The sequence below is a fragment of the Rhodanobacter ginsenosidimutans genome (genome assembly GCF_042655685.1).
Lineage (GTDB): Bacteria > Pseudomonadota > Gammaproteobacteria > Xanthomonadales > Rhodanobacteraceae > Rhodanobacter > Rhodanobacter ginsenosidimutans.
Genome location: NZ_JBHSMM010000001.1, coordinates 1611845 through 1630139, shown reverse-complemented (window position 1 = coordinate 1630139; position 18295 = coordinate 1611845). Strand labels below are relative to the sequence as shown.

Here is an 18295-nt window from a genome sequence, read left to right as displayed (position 1 = left end):
ACACGTTACGGAGATGGTTTCCCGTGCTTTGCCGCGGTCAGACGACCGCATCGATTCATCACCAAGGAGTCCCGCATGAAGGCTAAAGTTCTCGCCCTGACCCTGCTCGCGTTGTCCGCTGTTCCCGCCATCGGCATGGCCGAAGACGTGGTGTACCTGTCGTTCCAGGACACCGTGGCCGCCGCCACCGCATCCGGCAAGCTCGATGGCAGCGTGAAGTTCTACCTGGAAGGCAACCAGCCGGCCGGCAAGGTGGACGTGGTCAACAACAACGTCGTCACCAACAAGAAAACCAACGCCTTCGGCAAGTCCAGCCAGGAATCCTGCAGCTGGGCGCTGCAGTCGGCGCTGATCACGCTGCAGGACGCGGCCAAGCAGGCCGGCGCCAATGCGGTGGTGGACATCCAGAGCTACTACAAGAAACAGGTCCACAGCGACCCGAAAAACTACGAATGCCACAAGGGCGCCCTGATGTCGGGCGTGGCGCTGAAAGGCAAGCTGGCCAAGGTTCACTGAGCCAGGACGAAACACGGCGCGGTGTCGCCAGCGAGGCGAGCCGCGCCTGCGTTACCATCGACGACCCAACACCCGCGTCGCCATGGAGTCCGTCAATGCGTCCGTTTCCGCTCGGAGAAGACATCGACCTGCTGCGCGAGACCGTGCACGCGTTCGCGGAGAAAGAGATCGCCCCGCGCGCTGACAGGATCGATCGCGACAACCTGTTTCCCGCCGACCTGTGGCACAAGCTGGGCGAGATGGGCCTGCTCGGCATCACCGTCGACGAAGCGTACGGCGGCACCGGCCTGGGTTTCCTGGCGCACATGGTGGCGATGGAGGAAATCTCGCGCGCCTCCGGTTCGGTCGGCCTGTCGTACGGCGCGCACTCCAACCTCTGCGTCAACAACATCTTCCACAACGGCAACGAAGCGCAGAAGCAGAAATACCTGCCGAAGCTGTGCAGTGGCGAACACGTGGGCGCACTGGCGATGAGCGAACCGGGCGCCGGCTCCGACGTGGTCGGCTCGATGAGCTGCAAGGCCGAGTTGCGCGGCGATGTGTGGGTGGCCAACGGCACCAAGATGTGGATCACCAACGGCCCCGACGCCGATGTGCTGCTGGTGTACATGCGCACCGCACCACGCACCGCGGGCAGCCGCTGCATGACCGCCTTCATCGTCGAAAAAGGCATGAAGGGTTTCAGCACCGCGCAGAAGCTGGACAAGTTGGGCATGCGCGGCTCCAACACCTGTGAGCTGGTGTTCGAGGATTGCGAGATCCCGCCCGAGAACATCGTGGGCGAGGTCAACGAAGGCGTACGCGTGCTGATGAACGGGCTGGACACCGAGCGGCTGGTGCTGTCCGGCGGTCCGATCGGGCTGATGCAGGCGGCGCTGGACATCACCCTGCCCTACGTGCGCGAGCGCAAGCAGTTCAATGCACCGATCGGCACGTTCGAGATCATGCAGGCGAAGGTGGCCGACATGTACACCGCGCTGCAGAGCTCACGCGGCTTCGCCTACCTGGTGGCGCAACAGTTCGACAGCGGCGTGAAGTCACGCATCGACCCGGCCGCCTGCCTGCTCAACGCCTCGGCCAACGCGGTGAAGGTGGCACTGGAGGCGATCCAGTCGCTGGGCGGCAACGGCTACATCAACGAATTCCCCGCCGGCCGGCTGCTGCGCGACGCCAAGCTGTACGAGATCGGCGCGGGCACCAACGAGATCCGCCGCATGCTGATTGGGCGGGAGCTGTTTCACGGGAAGGCGTGAAAAGGCCGGGATTGGGGATTCGGGATTGGGGATTCGTTAGAGCAGAGCGCCCGACCTTCCCGCTCTGAAGCCCCTCTCCCGAAGGAGAGGGGCAAGAGCAAGAGCTAGCTTCAGAACACCCAATTGAAGCTGGCCGTTGCCATTTTCGCCTGCTGGCGCTGACCCAGATACTGGTCGTAGCCCAACTGGAAACTGACCCGCGGGCTGAATGTCCAGTCCAGCGCCGCGCCCGCCATGCCGCCGTAGCGCGCCAGCCCGATACCACCCACCGGCGCCCATTGATTCACGCCGCTGAAGCTGGCCTGGAACACGTCGCCGCGCATCCCGAACGATTGCTGCCACAGCAGATGCGTCTGCAACTGCACGCTGCCGCCGCGGTCGAACTGCCATCCGCGGGTGGCGCGCACACCCAGACCGGCCTGCCAGCGCGCAACAGTTTGCGCCTCCGATTTCAACCCGAACCCGGCGCCCCCCAGTTCGTTGAAACCGTCGCGTCGGATCTGCGCGTACTGCAGGTTGGCATACGGCGTGACAACGCTGCGACCAAACGCCAGGCGGTAGCCACTTTCCCCGTAAGCCACGCCGTAACGGCCACCGCTTCGGCTGCTGACACTGCTGGACTGCGCACCCAGCTCAACCGTGCGCCGCATGTTTTCGCGATAGCTGCCGATGCCGAAGCGGCCCATCGTGTACCACGCGCCATCGATCACGCCGCCGTACAACATGCCTTCCACCGCGTGACTGCGGCCCTGGTCCGCACTCTCGGCCAGGCGGCCAAGGCCCTGGCTCTGGCTCAACGCGAAGCCGGCCACGCCGTTGCCGCCGATACGATAGTCCTGGCCGGCCATCCAGCCGCTGAGGTCGTAACCGACCTCGTTGTAGCCGCTGCGCGACATGCCACCGTGATAGCCCAGGTTCTGCGTCCAGCCACCTGCGCTCGGTGTGCTCAGCAGGTTGTCGAAACGATCCGACAAGGCGCGCGTACCGGCATCGATCGCCTCGAACGTCATCGCCGTGCTGGCCGCATGCAACTGCCCGGACAGGCTTTCCAGCGAGCGTTGCAGCGTTTCGACGTTGGCCGTGCGCTGCAGGCTCGCTGCCGCCTTGATGAAGCCGCTGCTGACTGCCGCACTGCCCGACGTGCCACCACTGAGCTGGCTGTTGATCTGGCCGAACGCCGCATCGACCCGCTGCGCGGCACCGTACGAGGCCGCCGTATAGGCAAGCCCTGATACGGTGGTGGCATTCACCTGAGTGACATTGAGCCAGGCGTTGTTGGCGTCATAGCCCAGCGTGGCATTGAGCAGGGTCACGTTGGAAGCCTTGGCATAGCCGCTGAAGGCGCCGGTCAAGCCGCCCGCCGCGCTCAGCACGACGGTGTGCGAATCGGCAACGTAGCTGCCTTCCTTGCCGATCACATAGAGATCGCCACCGGTGATCGTCGCCTTGCCCGCTACCTGCAACATCGAACCCAGCGACACGGCCAGGCGACCACTGCCTTGCTGGGTGTAATCGCCGGCTACCGAAACATTGCCGCCATTGACCCCGATGACGCCATCGTTGACGACATCGCCACCGATGGCATGCGTGTTGGCCAACGTACCCGACGCACCGATGGTTACGCCCGAAGCCAGCGATTTCGCCACCAGCGTGCCTGCTTGCACCTGGGTCAGCCCGGCGAAGGTCGAGGGCTGGGTCAGGGTCAACGTGCCGGCCCCCTGCTTGACCAGTCCGCCGGCACCCGAGATCGGATTGTTCCAGCTGGAGCTGCCCGGCACGCTCACGGTGACGTCGCCCCAGTTGAACTTGGCCGGCCCGTTGACGGCCTTGCCTACATTGAGCTCGCCATAGCCGAACACCTTGTCCACACCCGCCACACCAAGGTCGTCGGCCGTGCCAAGCAAGGTCTGCCGTACCAGGTCGTTGCTGAAATACGGGTAGGCCTGCCAGACCAGCGCGGCCGCTCCGGAAACCTGTGGTGCCGCCAGCGAAGTGCCGCCGACGACCAGATAGTTGATGTCGGTGGTGGTGTCATCCTTGGCGCTGACGATCACGTCGCCGGGCGCGGCAAAGCAGTAATTCATGGCCACGCCGCAGGCGTTGGAATAGCTGGCCAGTTGGGTCGGATGGTTGCTGTCAACCGCCACCACGGTAAGCCAGCCGCGCTCCAGATCGGGTGCGCGACTCGGCAACGCCGCGACGTCACTGGGGTTGGCCTCGCCACTGTTTCCCGCCGCCATCACGACCAGCCCGCCCCAGGTATTGATGAAGGGGGCGTAGGCGTCGTGGAAGCTCTTTGTCGTGGCCGTGGCGGTATCGGACCAGTACAGCCCGCCCCATGAGTTGTTCGAGATCTTGACGTTGTTGGCTATCAGGTCGTCATTGATCGTGCCCAGCGGGTCGGCGCTAGTGACCAGGTTGCCCTGGCCGGTACCATCGTCGGTCGGCTCGACGTCGCTGATGATGCGTGCCGACACCAGTTGCGCGCCCGGCGCGATGCCACCAGCGAAAAGGCCGAACGCCTTGCCCGCCGCAATTTCCGACACCCAGGTGCCGTGGCCAACCACGTCATCGATGGAGGTGTTGTTGAAGGACGAGTCGACATAGATCAACTCCTTCGCTACCCGGCCGGCGAGCGCAGGGTGGTTGCGCATGATGCCGCTGTCGACGACGCCGATGGTGACCCCGGTGCCATTGAAACCCTGCGTATGCGCCGCCCTGGTATTCGTGATGCTGAGCTGGGCATCGATCGGTGGATCCGGGGTGGGCCCGGGAGTGGGAGTGGGTGTCGGCGTGGGGGTTGGGGTTGGCGCCGGAGTGGGCGCAGGCGTCGGTGTCGGCGTGGGTTTCACGTTGCCGATGCCACCGCCTCCACCGCCTCCACCACCGCATGCGCTCAAGGCCAGCGCCATGCCAACCACCAGCGCCGTCTCGCAGCGACGCACGTTCTCAGCGACAGTTTTCATGTTGTTTCCCCTTTGGAGTCCCGGAACGGGGCATGGCCACCAAACTTCGTGAGCTACGGCGCCGAACTCGAATACTGACACAACGAAAAGCTCACGAGATAGCGCCCGCACCGCATGGTAGCTTCGCCCTTCCCGGTTTGCGGCGACTTGTCGCCAACTGGGATAATCACCGGAATATCCTGCAGGCGCCAGCGCCTCTCAAGCATCGCGGAGATACCCATGTCGGACGACAGCATTGTCATTGCCGGTGCCAAGCGCACCGCAATCGGTTCATTCCTCGGCCAGTTCACCGGCGTTCCCACGCCGACGCTTGGCGCCACCGCGATTCGCGCGGCGCTGGAGCAGTCCGGCGTGGCCGCGGCGGACGTCAGCGAGGTGCTGATGGGTTGCGTGCTGCCTGCCAACCTGGGCCAGGCGCCAGCCCGCCAGGCGGCGCTGGCCGCCGGGCTGCCCGCAAGCACCGGTGCCACCACGGTCAACAAGGTGTGCGGCTCCGGCATGAAGGCCATCATGCTCGGCCACGACCTGATCAAGGCCGGCTCGGCCACCATCGTGGTAGCCGGTGGCATGGAGTCGATGACCAACGCCCCGCACATGGTCAATGCGCGCACGGGTATCCGCTATGGCGACGGCAAGCTGGTCGACCACATGGCGTGGGATGGCCTGACCAACCCTTACGACGGCCAGTCGATGGGCGTCTTCGGCGAACTGTGCGCGGACAAATACCACTTCACCCGCGAAGAGCAGGATGCCTTCGTGATCGGCTCGGTCGAGCGCGCACAAGCCGCGCAGAAGAACGGCGCGTTTGCCGGCGAGATCGTCCCCGTCACCGTCAGCGGCCGCAAGGGTGACGTGCAGTTCGATACCGACGAGCAGCCGGGTCGCTCCGACATCGCCAAGATCCCCAGCTTGCGGCCCGCCTTCCGCAAGGAAAACGGCAGCATCACTGCCGCCAGCTCATCCAGCATTTCCGACGGTGCCGCCGCCGTGGTGCTGCTGACCGCGGCCGACGCCAAGGCACGCGGCCTCACCCCGCTGGCCCGCATCGTGGCCCACGCCACCCATTCGCAGGAACCGGAATGGTTCACCACCGCGCCCGTCGGCGCCATCGGCAAGGTGCTGGAAAAGGCCGGCTGGAATATTGCCGACGTGGACTTGTTCGAGATCAACGAGGCATTTGCGGTGGTGGCGATGGCACCCATGCGCGAGCTCGGCATCCCGCGCGACAAGATCAACGTCAATGGCGGCGCCTGCGCGCTGGGCCATCCCATCGGCGCCAGCGGTGCGCGACTGGTGGTCACCCTGCTCAACGCATTGAAAACGCGCGGCCTCAAGCGCGGCATTGCCACCTTGTGCATTGGTGGTGGCGAAGCAACCGCGATTGCGGTCGAATCCGTAGACTGAACCCTCACGCGGGACGCGCAACAATCCGCTCCGCCAATGAAAGCGGGTTAAACCGGTTTTTAATGTGCACTGAAGCGTTGCTATAAAAATGTGGCGCAGGTTCGACGAAAGCGCTATTAATACACGGCCAAACGGCATTCCACGGCAAAGGAGATCCACCATGAAGTTTACGCGTACCCTACTCGCCTCCGCGCTCGTCGCGCTGTTGGCGGCATGCAGCAACGGCGCGCAGGATTCCGCGCAGGACGCCCAGAAGTCCGCTGATACGGCTCAGCAGGCTGCTGATACCGCGCAGCAGGCTGCTGCGCAGGCTCCGACCACGGAAGCGGTGCAGGCTGCTGATCAGGCCAACACCGCGGCTGACGCTGCCGGTCAGGCGGCTACGCAGGCCCAGCAGGCTGCCAGCGCTGCTTCCACCGCAGCCGGCAACGTTGCTGACCAGGCGACGGACGCCGCTTCGAACGCTGCCGACCAGGCCGACAAGGCTGCCGACGCTGCGAAAGACGCTGCCAGCACCGCGAAAGACGCTGCAGAAGACGCCAAGAAGGGTAATTGATCCCTGGCTGGTTTCCGAAAAAACGGCCGCCTTGTGCGGCCGTTTTTTTTTGCCCGTCATTCGGCACGCACCACCGGTCGAAACGATGAGAGAGTCAATTGGTTGAAACCACCGCCACGGCTATCATCGGGGATCGACCACGCCAATACCCGGCAAAATCCATGGACCTGTCAGCATGAGTGTCATCGCCTCGCAGATCGACCTTCGTTCCCCTGATTACCAGGCAGCCCATGCGCGCCTGCAAGCACTGGTGAACGACCTGCGCGACCAACTGGCCCACGCGGGCAACGGTGGTGGCGAAAAGGCCCGCGACAAGCACACCGCACGCGGCAAGCTGCTGCCACGCGAGCGGATCCGCGCCCTGCTCGATCCGGGCTCGCCATTCCTCGAACTGTCGCCGCTGGCCGCTCACGGCATGTACGACAACGCAGCACCGGCAGCGGGGCTGATCACCGGCATCGGTCGCGTCAACGGGCTGGAAGTGGTCGTGGTCGCCAACGACGCCACGGTCAAGGGCGGCACCTATTTCCCGATGACGGTGAAAAAGCATCTGCGGGCGCAGGAAGTGGCGCTGGAAAATCGCCTGCCCTGCGTCTACCTGGTCGATTCCGGCGGCGCCTTTCTGCCATTGCAGGACGAAGTGTTTCCCGACAAGGAGCATTTCGGCCGCATCTTCTACAACCAGGCGCGGATGTCTGCGCTGAACATTCCCCAGATCGCGGTGGTGATGGGCTCGTGCACGGCCGGCGGCGCCTATGTGCCGGCGATGAGCGACGAAACCATCATCGTGCGCGACGAAGGCACCATCTTCCTGGGCGGTCCGCCGCTGGTGAAAGCGGCCACTGGCGAAGTGGTGGATGCGCAGACCCTGGGCGGTGCAGACGTCCATACGTCCATCTCCGGCGTGGCCGACCATTACGCCGAGAACGACGCGCACGCGTTGTCGATCGCCCGTGACATCGTCGCCAGCCTCAACCGGGTCAAGTCCATGCCGTTGGCGCTTCGGGCGCCGGTGGAACCGAAATATCCCGCCGAAGAGCTCTACGGCGTGATTCCGGAAGACACCCGGCGCCCGTTCGACATCCGCGAAGTGATCGCGCGCATCGTCGACGGTTCCGAACTGCACGAATTCAAAGCGCGCTACGGCAAGACCCTGGTTTGCGGCTTCGCGCATATCCACGGCTATCCCGTCGGCATCATCGCCAACAACGGCATCCTGTTCGCCGAGAGCGCGCTCAAGGGCGCGCACTTCATCGAACTGTGCAACCAGCGCAACGTGCCGCTGGTGTTCCTGCAGAACATCACCGGTTTCATGGTCGGCAAGAAATACGAGCAGGCCGGCATCGCGAAAGACGGCGCGAAGATGGTGACCGCCGTGGCGTGCTCGCATGTGCCCAAGTTCACCGTGGTGATCGGCGGCAGCTTCGGCGCTGGCAACTACGCCATGTGCGGCCGCGCCTTCGGCGCGCGTTTCCTGTGGACATGGCCGAACGCGCGCATCTCGGTGATGGGTGGCGAGCAGGCCGCATCGGTGCTCGCCACGGTCAAGCGTGACGGCATCGAGGCGCGTGGCGGCGAATGGCCGGCCGCCGAGGAAGAAGCGTTCAAGGCACCGATCCGCGAGCAGTACGAGCGCCAGGGCCATCCCTATTACGCCAGTGCGCGGCTGTGGGACGACGGCATCATCGATCCGGCCGACACCCGTCGCGTACTGGGCCTGGCAATCTCCGCGTCTATGAACGCGCCGATCGAACCGCAGCGCTACGGCGTGTTCCGGATGTAAGCCGCGCGCAGGTGCGCTGACTGGTCGGCGCAGCTACTGCGCGGGTTGGCCCAGGCCGTCCGGCGGCGCGTGCTTTGCGACCGCTGCACCAGCATGCCCGCGCGCCCACCGCGCACCAGCCCAGAGCAGCAGCAAGGTCGACGCGAAAAACAGCATCTGCATGCCCGCCGGTTGCGCGTCGTAACCCACCAGAACGTGTGCCGCCTGCCCCGGCAACGAGCCATTGGCGAGCAGCCACGAGCTGTCCCACAACCGGTAACCCAGGGCCGGCACGATGTTCGCCTGGATCAGGTAACGCGCCGCCGTGGATGCCAGGCCCGCGGCCAGCAACACCAGCATCGCGTTGGTGGCGCTGAAGAAATGCCGCAGGGGAATGCGCAGCAATCCGGCGTACAGCGCGTAACCCAGGGCCGCACCGGCGACCACGCCGACCGACAAACCTGCCCACAAGTGGTCCGCACCACCGGCGCGCATGCCGAACAGGAACAGCACGATCTCCGAACCCTCACGCAGCACCGCCAACGCCACCACCGCCAGCAACATCACCATCGAACTGGCACCCGCTTTCACGGCGCTGCCCATGGCCTGCATCTGCCGGCTCAACTCGCGGCCGTGGCTGGACATCCACACCACATGCCAGCCGATCATCAATACGGCGGCCAGCAGCACGCCCGCGTTGAAAACCTCCTGGCCCGCGCCACTCACAGCTGCGGCGAGCCAGTCAGCCGACCAGGCGACGAGCGCCGCGCCGACCACGCCCAGCGCAATGCCGCCGCCGATGAACAAGCCGCGCTGACGCACGCCGCGAGTGGCCGCAGCCACCACGCTGACGATCAGCGCCGCTTCCAGCACCTCGCGAAAAACCAGCAATGCGATAGCCCACATGCGCCCTACTCCACGATCAACGTGCCCTGTGCGGTGGGCTGATGGAAATCACCAAAAAAGTGGTAGCGGCCGGCTTTCAACGGGCCCACGAAAAGTGTGGCGCTGCTTTTCGGCATGACGATTTTCTCGGCGGGAAAATCGTTGCTCTCGAACTCCTCCGGCGAGGGATCCTTGTTGATCACTTCCAGTTTCACTCGCGTGTCGGCCGGAATGTGCAACTCCGTGGGCTGGTAGCGGTGGTCCTGCAGCACCAGCGTGTAATCCTTCGACTCGGCAGCCACGGCAAGCCCCGAGGTGGCGAGCGACAGCAACACCCCAAACGCGATGGATCCTGTGTATTTCACGACGATGTCCGACGACCTTGATCGGCTAATGATAATCATTCTCACAAATGAGCTCAAGCGGAACACGGGTACATCGGCAAGAAGGGCTCGATTTTCAGCCTAGCGCCGAGGCCTGAATTCCAGCGGCTGTGGTTCGACCTGCGCACCGGCTGGCGGCTTGGGTCCGCAGGCGCCGCAGGTGGCGCAACCGTCGCTGCAATCGCCGGTGGCTTCCTTCGGCTTCAGCCGGCGCCCGAACGCACGTACCCAGGCCGGCCGATCTTTCTGGTTGAAGCGGATGGACCCCGCCGCCAGCCAGCGGTTGGTGAGCTTGGGCGCCAGCTTGCGCAACACGATGAACACGCTGGCCAGCACGATCAGCCCCACGATCACGTATTGCAGCCCCATGCTCATGCCAGCGCGCTCGCTACCTGGTAAACGACGAAAGACGCCGCGTACGCCAGCACGAACATGTAGCCGAACGAGATGGCCACGTTGCGCCAGGAGTCGGTTTCACGGCGGATCACCGCCAGCGTCGACATGCACTGCGGTGCATACGCAAACCACACCAATAGCGACAGCGCGCTGGCCAGCGAGATCTGCCCCGCCAACGCCTGGCCCAGGCCGCTCGCCTCGCCGCCGACCAGGTAAACCGTGGCCAACGCCGCCACCGCCGTTTCGCGCGCGGCGAAAGCCGGGATCAGCGCCAGGCTGATCTGCCAGTTGAAACCGATCGGTGCGAACACGTACTGCAGCGCCCGCCCGATGTAACCGGCGAAGCTGTACTCGATGGCCGGCCCCGTGGCACCCGCCGGCGGCGACGGGAAAGTGGAGATGAACCACATCAGGATGGTCAGGCCCAGGATCACGCCGGTCAGGCGCTTCATGAAAATCGCGCCGCGCTCGTACAGGCCAATCGCCACATCGCGTACCTTGGGCAACCGATACGACGGCAGTTCCATCAGCAACGCGTGCTCGCTCTTGTCGCGACGGATGTGCTTCATCACCCAACCCACCGCCATCGCGCCCAGGATGCCGGCCAGGTACAACGCAAACAGCACCACGCCCTGCAGGTTGAACACGCCGAACACGCGACGGGTGGGTATGAACGCGCCGATCAACAACGCGTACACTGGCAATCGCGCCGAGCAGGTCATCAATGGCGCGATCAGGATCGTGGCCAGGCGGTCGCGCGGGTCCTGGATGCTGCGCGTGCCCATGATGCCGGGGATGGCGCAGGCAAAGCTCGACAGCAGCGGAATGAACGAGCGTCCGGTCAGCCCCACCGACAGCATCAGCCGATCGAGCAGAAACGCGGCGCGCGGCAGGTAGCCCGACTCCTCCAGCACGATGATGAACAGGAAAAGGACCAGGATCTCGGGCAGGAAACCCAGCACCGTGCCGATGCCGCCGAACAGGCCGTCGGTTACCAGACTCTGTAGCGGCCCGGCTGGCATCAGCGCGGCGGCCTGCTCGCCCATCCAGCCGAAACCGTCGCCGATCAGGTCGGTCATCGGCTTGCCGATCGAGTACACCGCCTGGAACACCAGGAACATCACCACGGCCAAAATCATCAGGCCGAATACGGAGTGCAGCGTCCAGCGGTCCAGCGCATCATCGATGACGGCCGTGGCGCGCGGCATCGTCACCGTCGCCGCCAACAGCTCACGTACTTGCGCATGCAGATCGGCGCGGCTGGCCGCATCGTCCGCTTGCACCGGCGCGGCGGCGGGCACCTCGCCATCCACGCGTTCGATCAGTGCCTTGGCGCCGCCGCGCTTCACCGCGATGGTTTCCACCACCGGCAGGCCGAGCCGTTCCTGCAATTGCGGCACGTCGATGACGATGCCGCGCTGGCGCGCGGTATCCATCATGTTCAACGCCAGCACCACCGGCCGGCCCAGCCGCTTCACCTCCAGCACGAAGCGCAGGTGCAGGCGCAGGTTGGTGGCATCGGCCACGCAGACGATCAGGTCCGGTGGCGTCTCACCCGGGTAATTGCCGGCGCAGACGTCGCGGGTGATCTGCTCGTCCGGGCTGTTGGCCTCGAAACTGTAGGTGCCGGGCAGATCCAGCAATTGCAGCACCCGGCCGGACGGCGCGGTAAAGCGGCCTTCCTTGCGCTCCACCGTGACGCCGGCGTAATTGGCCACCTTCTGGCGGCCACCGGTGAGCTGGTTGAACAACGCCGTCTTGCCACAGTTCGGGTTGCCGACCAGCGCGATCTTCAGCGTGGAAGCACTCACGCGGCGACCTCGACACGCACGCTGACCCGGGCCGCTTCGGCGCGACGCAGCGCAAAGCGGGTCGAGCCGATCTGGATCAACAACGGATCGCCGCCCATCGGGCCGATCGCCACCACCCGCAACGGCTCGCCATCGACAAAGCCCAGGTCGCGTAAACGTTGTGCAATCGGGTCGGACGCGTGCGCATCATCCACGCGGTCGACGACGGCGGGAGATCCCTTGGGCAGCTCGGAAAGGCGCACGGCTTTTCTCAAATAAGAATTGTTCGCATTGTATCCCCTCACGTGGCCGGTTGCACCGCACGACACGGTCATCCGCGGGCAGCGTTTATGATGCGGTTCTTTGCCGGATGCACTCATGACCGACTCGATCCTCAGCGAACGGCGCGACGGCATCTGCTGGCTCACGCTGAACCGGCCGCAGGTCCACAACGCGTTCGACGACGCGCTGATCGCCGCGCTCACCCTCGCCCTCGAACAGGCCGGTGCCGATCCGGCCGTGCGCGCCGTGGTGCTGAGCGGCAACGGCAGCTGTTTCTCCGCCGGCGCCGACCTCAACTGGATGCGCGGCATGGCCAGCGCCAGCGAGGCGGAGAACCACGCCGATTCCCTGCGCCTGGCCCGCCTCATGCGCACGCTGCAATACCTGCCCAAACCCACCGTGGCACGGGTCAACGGCGCCGCTTATGGCGGTGGCGTGGGGTTGGTGGCTTGCTGCGACATCGCCATCGGCGTGGACGGCAGCAAGTTCGCCCTGTCCGAGGTGAAGCTGGGTCTGGTGCCGGCGGTCATCTCGCCGTATGTCGTCGCCGCCATCGGCCTGCGCCAGGCACGGCGGCTGTTCATCACCGGCGAAGTGTTCGACGCCGCCACGGCGGCCCGCATCGGCCTGCTTCACGCCAGCGTGCCGGCGGGTGAACTCGACGAAGCCATCGCACGCCAGCTGCATCTGCTGGGCAAGGCAGGCCCGAACGCCCAGCACGAAGCCAAGCAACTGGCGCTGCGCATCGGTGGCGCGGACGCGGCGCAGGCCGAGCGCATCGATGAAGAGAATGCGGCGCTGATCGCCCGCCTGCGCGTTTCCGAGGAAGGCCAGCATGGGCTCGCCGCTTTCCTCGACAAGCGCGCACCGGCATGGGTGGGCGGCCTCTGAAGCGATGGCCAAGCCGTGCAGTCGTTGGCCGCCGAAAGCCTGCTCGGCGAACCGCTTGACGGGCATTTCCATGCTGCGCCGCGCATCGGTTGCCATGCGCCTATCTGTTAGCGTTACAAGCTTTGCACCACCATCAAACGGTTGCAGGAATACCCCATGTTCGAACGCGTCCTGATTGCCAACCGCGGTGAGATTGCCTGCCGCGTGATCCGCACCTGCCGGCGCCTGGGCATCCACACCATCGCGGTGTATTCGGAAGCGGATCGCGATGCCCAGCACGTGCGCCTGGCCGACGAAGCCTGGCCGATCGGCGGGCCGCGCCCGGCCGAGTCGTACCTGCGCGGCGATGTCATTCTCGAGGTGGCGAAAAAATCCGGCGCGCAGGCGGTTCATCCCGGCTACGGCTTTCTTTCCGAAAACACCGGTTTCGCCCGCGCCTGCACCGACGCCGGCATTGTCTTCATCGGCCCGAAACCCGAAAGCATCGACGCGATGGGCTCCAAGGCCGCGGCCAAGGCGCTGATGGAGAAACACGCGGTGCCGCTGGTGCCGGGTTATCACGGCGAAAACCAGGATGCGGCATTCCTTGCGGGGCAGGCGCAAAAAACCGGCTTCCCGCTGATGATCAAGGCCGCCTCCGGCGGCGGCGGCAAGGGCATGCGGATCGTGCGCGATGCGGCGGAATTCGCCGATGCGCTGGCCTCGGCGCAGCGCGAGGCGACGAGTGCGTTCGGCGATGCGCGGGTGATCCTGGAGCGCTACGTCGAGCACCCGCGACACATCGAGTTCCAGGTCTTCGGCGACACCCACGGCCAGGTGATCCACCTCAACGAGCGCGAGTGCTCGGCGCAGCGCCGCTACCAGAAAGTGCTGGAGGAAACGCCCTGCCCGTCGCTCGACGACGCCACCCGCCAGGCCATGGGCCAGGCCGCGGTGGCGGCGGCGAAAGCGGTCGACTACGTGGGCGCCGGCACGGTGGAGTTCATCGTGGCGCGGCGGGCCGATGGCAGCCCGGGCGAGTTCTTTTTCATGGAGATGAATACGCGGCTGCAGGTCGAGCATCCGGTCACCGAGATGACGCTGGGGCTGGATCTGGTCGAATGGCAATTGCGCGTGGCCGCGGGCCAGCCGCTGCCGTTGCAGCAGGACCAGGTGCGCGCCCACGGCCACGCGATCGAGGTGCGGTTGTACGCGGAAGACCCGGACCAGAATTTCCTGCCCGGCTCCGGCAAACTGCAGACGCTGCGCCTGCCCGAGCCGTCGCCGCATGTGCGCCTGGATGGCGGCGTGGTCGAAGGCGACACGGTGACGATCTTCTACGATCCAATGATCGCCAAGCTGATCGTGTTCGATGCCACCCGTGCGAAAGCGCTGCAGCGATTGCGCGAAGCGCTGGCGGCCAGCGAGATCATCGGCCCCAAGTCCAACATCGGTTTTCTGGAGCGGCTGGCACGGCATCCGGCTATCACCGAAGGGCGCATCGACACCGGCTATCTGGATCGCCACCTGGATGAATTCGTGGTGGGCGACGCGGCGCCAGGCGACCGCGTGCTGTTCGCCGCCGCCACCGCCGCCTTGCTGCATGACGAAGCGCATGTGGACAGCGCACCCGCCGACCCGCATTCGCCCTGGGCGCGCGCCGACGCCTGGCGCATCGGCCATGCCGGCAAACGAATCATCGCCTTGACCTGGCGCGAGCAACGCCACGACATCGAAGCCCATGGCGACGGCGGCGACTATCGCCTGCGTCATGGTGAGGCCACCTGCGACGTGCGCGGCGCGCGGCTGCTGGAAAACGCGCTGAGCGCGCGCTTCGGCGGCGAGGCGCAGCGCCTGCCGCTGCGGGCCGATTCACGGCATGTCCTGCTGCACGACGCCGATGGCCAGCGCTACAGCTTCACCCGCGCCGTGGCGTTCGCCTGGGAAGCCAGCGATGCGGCCGGCGGCAACCAGGTGATCGCGCCGATGCCCGGCCGCATCGTGCTGGTGAAGGCGCAGGCTGGCGATCAGGTCGAACAGGGCCAGGATCTGCTGGTGATGGAGGCGATGAAGATGGAACTGGCCTTGAAGGCGCCGCGCGCTGGCACCATCGAAAGCGTGAGCGCAGCGCAAGGCGAATTCGTCGAGGCCGATGCGGTGCTGGTGAAATTCGCCGAAACATGAGCTGCAGGAGCGACTTCAGTCGCGATGCTCTTCGTAACGTAACGCATCGCGGCTGAAGCCGCTCCTGCATCAATCCGGAGCTTGCCATGACCTCTTCCGACCACGTACGCATTGTCGAAGTCGGCGCGCGCGACGGGCTGCAGAATGAAAAGACGCTGCTGCCGGCGGCGGTGAAGATCGAACTGATCGACCGGCTGTCGGATACCGGCTTGCAGACCATCGAGGCCACCAGTTTCGTCAGCCCGCAATGGGTGCCGCAGCTGGCCGACGCGGCGGAAGTGTTCGGCGGCATCCACAAGAAACCGGGCGTGAGTTATCCGGTACTGGTGCCCAACATGCAGGGCTACCAGCGCGCGCTGGCCGCCGGTGCCACCGACGTGGCCGTGTTCACGGCCGCTTCGGAGGCATTCAACCGCCGCAACATCAACGCCTCCATCGACGAATCCATCGAGCGTTTCGCACCCGTGCTGGAACAGGCGCGGGTCGATGGCGTGAGCGTGCGCGGCTATGTGTCCACCGTGCTGGGTTGCCCCTACCAGGGCGACGTGCCGGTGAGCGACGTGGTGCGCGTGGCGCAGCGTTTGCACCGGATGGGTTGTCACGAAATATCGCTGGGCGACACCATCGGCGTGGGCACGCCGGCCAAGGCGCGGGCCATGCTGAAGGCGGTGGCCGGCGAGTTACCGATGGCGGCGCTGGCGGTGCATTTCCACGACACCTACGGCCAGGCGCTGGCCAATATCCTGGCCTGCCTGGAGGAAGGCGTACGCGTGGTCGACAGCGCCGTGTCCGGCACGGGCGGTTGCCCCTACGCCAAGGGCGCCACCGGCAACGTGGCCAGCGAGGACGTGGTCTACATGCTGCACGGCATGGGGCTGGAAACCGGCATCGATCTCGACCTGCTGATCAACACCGGCGCGTGGCTGGCCACCCAACTCCACAAGGAAACCGCCAGCCGCGTGACCCGGGCGCGCACCGCCGCCGCCTGAGCTACCATCCTCCACCGCCACTGCGGCGACCCCACGCCATGACCGACACTTTCCTGATCCGCCCGATCCAACCCGACGACGACGCGGCCATGGCCGCGATCATCCGCGCCGTGATGCCCGAGTTCGGCGCCGACGGCCCCGGCTTCGCCATCAACGATGCCGAGGTGGACACGATGTACACCTCCTACGCACAGCCGCGCAGCAGCTATTTCGTGGTCGAGCGCGACGGCGTGGTGATCGGTGGCGGTGGTGTCGCGCCGCTGCAGAACGCCGAGCCGGATGTGTGCGAACTGCGCAAGATGTACTTCCTGCCCACCGCGCGCGGCATCGGCGCCGGCAGCGCGATGATCCAGCGCTGCCTCGACGCGGCCCGCGCGCATGGCTTCAAACGCTGCTATCTGGAAACCCTGACTGGCATGGATGCCGCGCAAGTGTTGTACAAGCGCAGCGGTTTCACCCCGCTATGCGCGCCGCTCGGTGGCACCGGCCATTTCGGCTGCGACCGCTACTTCATCCGCGACCTGTGAGCGCGACGATGCCCGACCACGATCCCTGCATCCCTGCGCGAAAGGCCGTCACCCGATGATCCGCATTGCCCGCGACGGGGATGCCGCCGCCATCCACGCCATCTATGCGCCGTCCGTCACCGACGGCGTGGCCACCTTCGAAACCGAACTGCCCGGCGTGGATGCCATGGCCGGGCGCATCCGGGCCAAATTGCAGCATTACCCATGGCTGGTATGGGAAGAGGCCGGCGACGTGCTCGCCTATGCCTACGCCGGACGTTTCCGCGAGCGCGCTGCCTACGACTGGATCGCCGAAACCTCGATCTATGTGCACGGCAATGCGCAGCGGCGTGGCATTGCGCGACGGTTGTACGGCGTGCTGCTGGAGGTGATGCGTGAACAGGGCATCACCCAGGCTGTGGGCGTGATCACCCTGCCCGGCACGGTCAGCGTGGCGATGCACGAAGCCATGGGGTTCACCCCGGCCGGCGTGTGGCGCCAGAGCGGCTACAAGCTGGGCCAATGGTGGGACGTGGGCGTGTGGCAGAAGGAGCTGCAACCGGCGACAAACCCGCCCCGGCCGGTCACGCCATTTCCCCAGCTTGCGCCCGCAACGTTGCGGACATGGCTGGGTCACGGCGACGACGCGCTCGGTTAAGATGGCGGCCTTTCCCACTGGGGACGGCTCATGCAGCTCAATCAGGTCAAGGCAATCATCACCGGCGGCGCTTCCGGGCTCGGCCTGGCGGTGGCGCGGCAACTGGTCGCCAGCGGCGGCAAGGTAACGCTGTTCGACGTCAACGACGCCAACGGCCAGGCCGCCGCCAGCGAACTGGGCGACGCCGCGCGTTTCCTGCGCACCGATGTCACCTCCGAAGATGGCGTGGCCACCAACGCCGCCGCCGCGCACCACGCGATGGGCGGGCTGAACGTGGTGATGAACTGCGCCGGCATCCTGGGCGCGGGCCGCGTGCTGGGCAAGCAGGGCGCGATGCCGCTGGCCAATTTCTCCGGCACCGTCATGGTGAACCTGGTCGGCAGCTTCAATGTCGCCAAGGCCGGCGCCGCGCTGATGCAGCACAACGACGCGGGCGAGGATGGCGAGCGCGGCGTGATCATCAACACCGCCAGCGTCGCCGCCTACGAGGGCCAGATCGGACAGGCTGCCTACTCCGCCTCCAAAGGCGGCGTGGTGGGCATGACCTTGCCGATGGCGCGCGAACTGGCCCGCTTCGGCATCCGCGTCGCCACCATTGCCCCCGGCATTTTCTGGACGCCGATGGTCGACGGCATGTCGGACGAGGTGCAGGCCTCACTGAGCGCGTCGATCCCGTTCCCCGCCCGCCTGGGCCAACCTGACGAATTCGCCAACACCGTGGCCTTCATCCTCGGCAATCGCTATATCAATGGCGAGACGATCAGGCTGGACGGGGCGGTGAGGTTGCAGCCCAAATGAGGGAATCGGGAATAGGGAATGGGGAATAGGAAAAGCCGGCTCCCCACCCTTTCCGCTTCCTTCGTTGTGAACAGATTGTCCGATTCCCCATTCCCGA

17 protein-coding genes are annotated in these 18295 nt (G+C 65.7%); 11 read left to right on the top strand and 6 right to left on the bottom strand.

The window, feature by feature from the left end; genetic code table 11:
* Positions 1 to 75: 75 nt before the first annotated feature.
* Both ACFPK0_RS07125 and ACFPK0_RS07120 read left to right on the top strand, forming a co-directional pair.
* A complete protein-coding gene (locus ACFPK0_RS07125) occupies positions 76 to 516 on the top strand; it encodes a hypothetical protein (protein ID WP_056079849.1) in 441 nt (146 codons plus the stop codon).
* 95 nt (positions 517 to 611) lie between these two features.
* Positions 612 to 1769 carry an isovaleryl-CoA dehydrogenase gene (locus ACFPK0_RS07120; RefSeq protein WP_056079850.1) on the top strand — a complete coding sequence of 386 codons (1158 nt, stop codon included), beginning with the start codon at positions 612 to 614 and terminating at the stop codon, positions 1767 to 1769.
* A gap of 110 nt (positions 1770 to 1879) precedes the next feature.
* Here ACFPK0_RS07120 and ACFPK0_RS07115 read toward each other — a convergent pair whose 3' ends face one another.
* On the bottom strand, positions 1880 to 4735 hold the full coding sequence (locus ACFPK0_RS07115; RefSeq protein WP_377339352.1) for a S8 family serine peptidase: 2856 nt from the start codon (positions 4733 to 4735) through the stop codon (positions 1880 to 1882).
* A gap of 219 nt (positions 4736 to 4954) precedes the next feature.
* Here ACFPK0_RS07115 and ACFPK0_RS07110 point away from each other — a divergent pair, with 219 nt between their 5' ends.
* The 3 genes from ACFPK0_RS07110 to ACFPK0_RS07100 all read left to right on the top strand — a co-directional run bounded on the left by ACFPK0_RS07110 (position 4955) and on the right by ACFPK0_RS07100 (position 8478).
* The gene (locus tag ACFPK0_RS07110) at positions 4955 to 6139 is read left to right on the top strand and encodes a thiolase family protein (RefSeq protein ID WP_056079859.1); all 1185 of its coding nucleotides are present in this window, start codon (positions 4955 to 4957) and stop codon (positions 6137 to 6139) included.
* A 160-nt stretch (positions 6140 to 6299) separates the two neighbouring features.
* The gene (locus ACFPK0_RS07105; RefSeq protein ID WP_056079862.1) at positions 6300 to 6695 is read left to right on the top strand and encodes a hypothetical protein; all 396 of its coding nucleotides are present in this window, start codon (positions 6300 to 6302) and stop codon (positions 6693 to 6695) included.
* Between the two features lie 175 nt (positions 6696 to 6870).
* A complete protein-coding gene (locus tag ACFPK0_RS07100; protein ID WP_056604419.1) occupies positions 6871 to 8478 on the top strand; it encodes a carboxyl transferase domain-containing protein in 1608 nt (535 codons plus the stop codon).
* A 33-nt stretch (positions 8479 to 8511) separates the two neighbouring features.
* Here ACFPK0_RS07100 and ACFPK0_RS07095 read toward each other — a convergent pair whose 3' ends face one another.
* The 5 genes from ACFPK0_RS07095 to ACFPK0_RS07075 form a co-directional block, all read right to left on the bottom strand.
* Positions 8512 to 9363 (bottom strand): FTR1 family iron permease, encoded by an 852-nt coding sequence (locus tag ACFPK0_RS07095; protein WP_377339349.1) that lies wholly within the window; start codon positions 9361 to 9363, stop codon positions 8512 to 8514.
* A 5-nt stretch (positions 9364 to 9368) separates the two neighbouring features.
* The gene (locus ACFPK0_RS07090) at positions 9369 to 9707 is read right to left on the bottom strand and encodes a cupredoxin domain-containing protein (protein ID WP_377339347.1); all 339 of its coding nucleotides are present in this window, start codon (positions 9705 to 9707) and stop codon (positions 9369 to 9371) included.
* Positions 9708 to 9806: 99 nt separating this feature from the next.
* Positions 9807 to 10100 carry a DUF6587 family protein gene (locus ACFPK0_RS07085; protein ID WP_056079875.1) on the bottom strand — a complete coding sequence of 98 codons (294 nt, stop codon included), beginning with the start codon at positions 10098 to 10100 and terminating at the stop codon, positions 9807 to 9809.
* Complete coding sequence (gene feoB, locus ACFPK0_RS07080) at positions 10097 to 11932, bottom strand: ferrous iron transporter B (RefSeq protein ID WP_377339345.1); 1836 nt, start codon at positions 11930 to 11932, stop codon at positions 10097 to 10099. Before feoB ends, ACFPK0_RS07085 begins: the two co-directional genes overlap by 4 nt.
* On the bottom strand, positions 11929 to 12174 hold the full coding sequence (locus ACFPK0_RS07075; protein WP_007081932.1) for a FeoA family protein: 246 nt from the start codon (positions 12172 to 12174) through the stop codon (positions 11929 to 11931). The genes feoB and ACFPK0_RS07075 overlap by 4 nt, the downstream gene beginning before the upstream one ends.
* A 115-nt stretch (positions 12175 to 12289) precedes the next feature.
* On the opposite strand from ACFPK0_RS07075, the gene ACFPK0_RS07070 reads away from it, so the two are divergent.
* The 6 genes from ACFPK0_RS07070 (at position 12290) to ACFPK0_RS07045 (ending at position 18198) form a co-directional block, all read left to right on the top strand.
* Positions 12290 to 13084, top strand: a complete 795-nt coding sequence (locus tag ACFPK0_RS07070) for an enoyl-CoA hydratase-related protein (RefSeq protein ID WP_056604427.1) — start codon at positions 12290 to 12292, stop codon at positions 13082 to 13084.
* 156 nt (positions 13085 to 13240) lie between these two features.
* On the top strand, positions 13241 to 15247 hold the full coding sequence (locus ACFPK0_RS07065; RefSeq protein WP_377339342.1) for an acetyl/propionyl/methylcrotonyl-CoA carboxylase subunit alpha: 2007 nt from the start codon (positions 13241 to 13243) through the stop codon (positions 15245 to 15247).
* 86 nt (positions 15248 to 15333) lie between these two features.
* Complete coding sequence (locus ACFPK0_RS07060; protein ID WP_056079888.1) at positions 15334 to 16236, top strand: hydroxymethylglutaryl-CoA lyase; 903 nt, start codon at positions 15334 to 15336, stop codon at positions 16234 to 16236.
* A 38-nt stretch (positions 16237 to 16274) separates the two neighbouring features.
* On the top strand, positions 16275 to 16763 hold the full coding sequence (locus ACFPK0_RS07055; protein WP_056079892.1) for a GNAT family N-acetyltransferase: 489 nt from the start codon (positions 16275 to 16277) through the stop codon (positions 16761 to 16763).
* Positions 16764 to 16818: 55 nt separating this feature from the next.
* A complete protein-coding gene (locus ACFPK0_RS07050) occupies positions 16819 to 17400 on the top strand; it encodes a GNAT family N-acetyltransferase (RefSeq protein WP_056079894.1) in 582 nt (193 codons plus the stop codon).
* 30 nt (positions 17401 to 17430) lie between these two features.
* On the top strand, positions 17431 to 18198 hold the full coding sequence (locus ACFPK0_RS07045) for an SDR family NAD(P)-dependent oxidoreductase (RefSeq protein ID WP_056079897.1): 768 nt from the start codon (positions 17431 to 17433) through the stop codon (positions 18196 to 18198).
* Positions 18199 to 18295: the final 97 nt, after the last annotated feature.

Coding starts and splice junctions, on each gene's coding strand:
- ACFPK0_RS07110 (WP_056079859.1), top strand. CDS start 4,955: ATGTCGGACGACAGCATTGTCATTGCCGGTGCCAAGCGCACCGCAATC.
- ACFPK0_RS07095 (WP_377339349.1), bottom strand. CDS start 9,363: ATGTGGGCTATCGCATTGCTGGTTTTTCGCGAGGTGCTGGAAGCGGCG.
- ACFPK0_RS07085 (WP_056079875.1), bottom strand. CDS start 10,100: ATGAGCATGGGGCTGCAATACGTGATCGTGGGGCTGATCGTGCTGGCC.
- ACFPK0_RS07050 (WP_056079894.1), top strand. CDS start 16,819: ATGATCCGCATTGCCCGCGACGGGGATGCCGCCGCCATCCACGCCATC.
- ACFPK0_RS07125 (WP_056079849.1), top strand. CDS start 76: ATGAAGGCTAAAGTTCTCGCCCTGACCCTGCTCGCGTTGTCCGCTGTT.
- ACFPK0_RS07115 (WP_377339352.1), bottom strand. CDS start 4,735: ATGAAAACTGTCGCTGAGAACGTGCGTCGCTGCGAGACGGCGCTGGTG.
- ACFPK0_RS07120 (WP_056079850.1), top strand. CDS start 612: ATGCGTCCGTTTCCGCTCGGAGAAGACATCGACCTGCTGCGCGAGACC.
- ACFPK0_RS07060 (WP_056079888.1), top strand. CDS start 15,334: ATGACCTCTTCCGACCACGTACGCATTGTCGAAGTCGGCGCGCGCGAC.
- ACFPK0_RS07100 (WP_056604419.1), top strand. CDS start 6,871: ATGAGTGTCATCGCCTCGCAGATCGACCTTCGTTCCCCTGATTACCAG.
- ACFPK0_RS07055 (WP_056079892.1), top strand. CDS start 16,275: ATGACCGACACTTTCCTGATCCGCCCGATCCAACCCGACGACGACGCG.
- ACFPK0_RS07065 (WP_377339342.1), top strand. CDS start 13,241: ATGTTCGAACGCGTCCTGATTGCCAACCGCGGTGAGATTGCCTGCCGC.
- ACFPK0_RS07045 (WP_056079897.1), top strand. CDS start 17,431: ATGCAGCTCAATCAGGTCAAGGCAATCATCACCGGCGGCGCTTCCGGG.
- ACFPK0_RS07070 (WP_056604427.1), top strand. CDS start 12,290: ATGACCGACTCGATCCTCAGCGAACGGCGCGACGGCATCTGCTGGCTC.
- ACFPK0_RS07105 (WP_056079862.1), top strand. CDS start 6,300: ATGAAGTTTACGCGTACCCTACTCGCCTCCGCGCTCGTCGCGCTGTTG.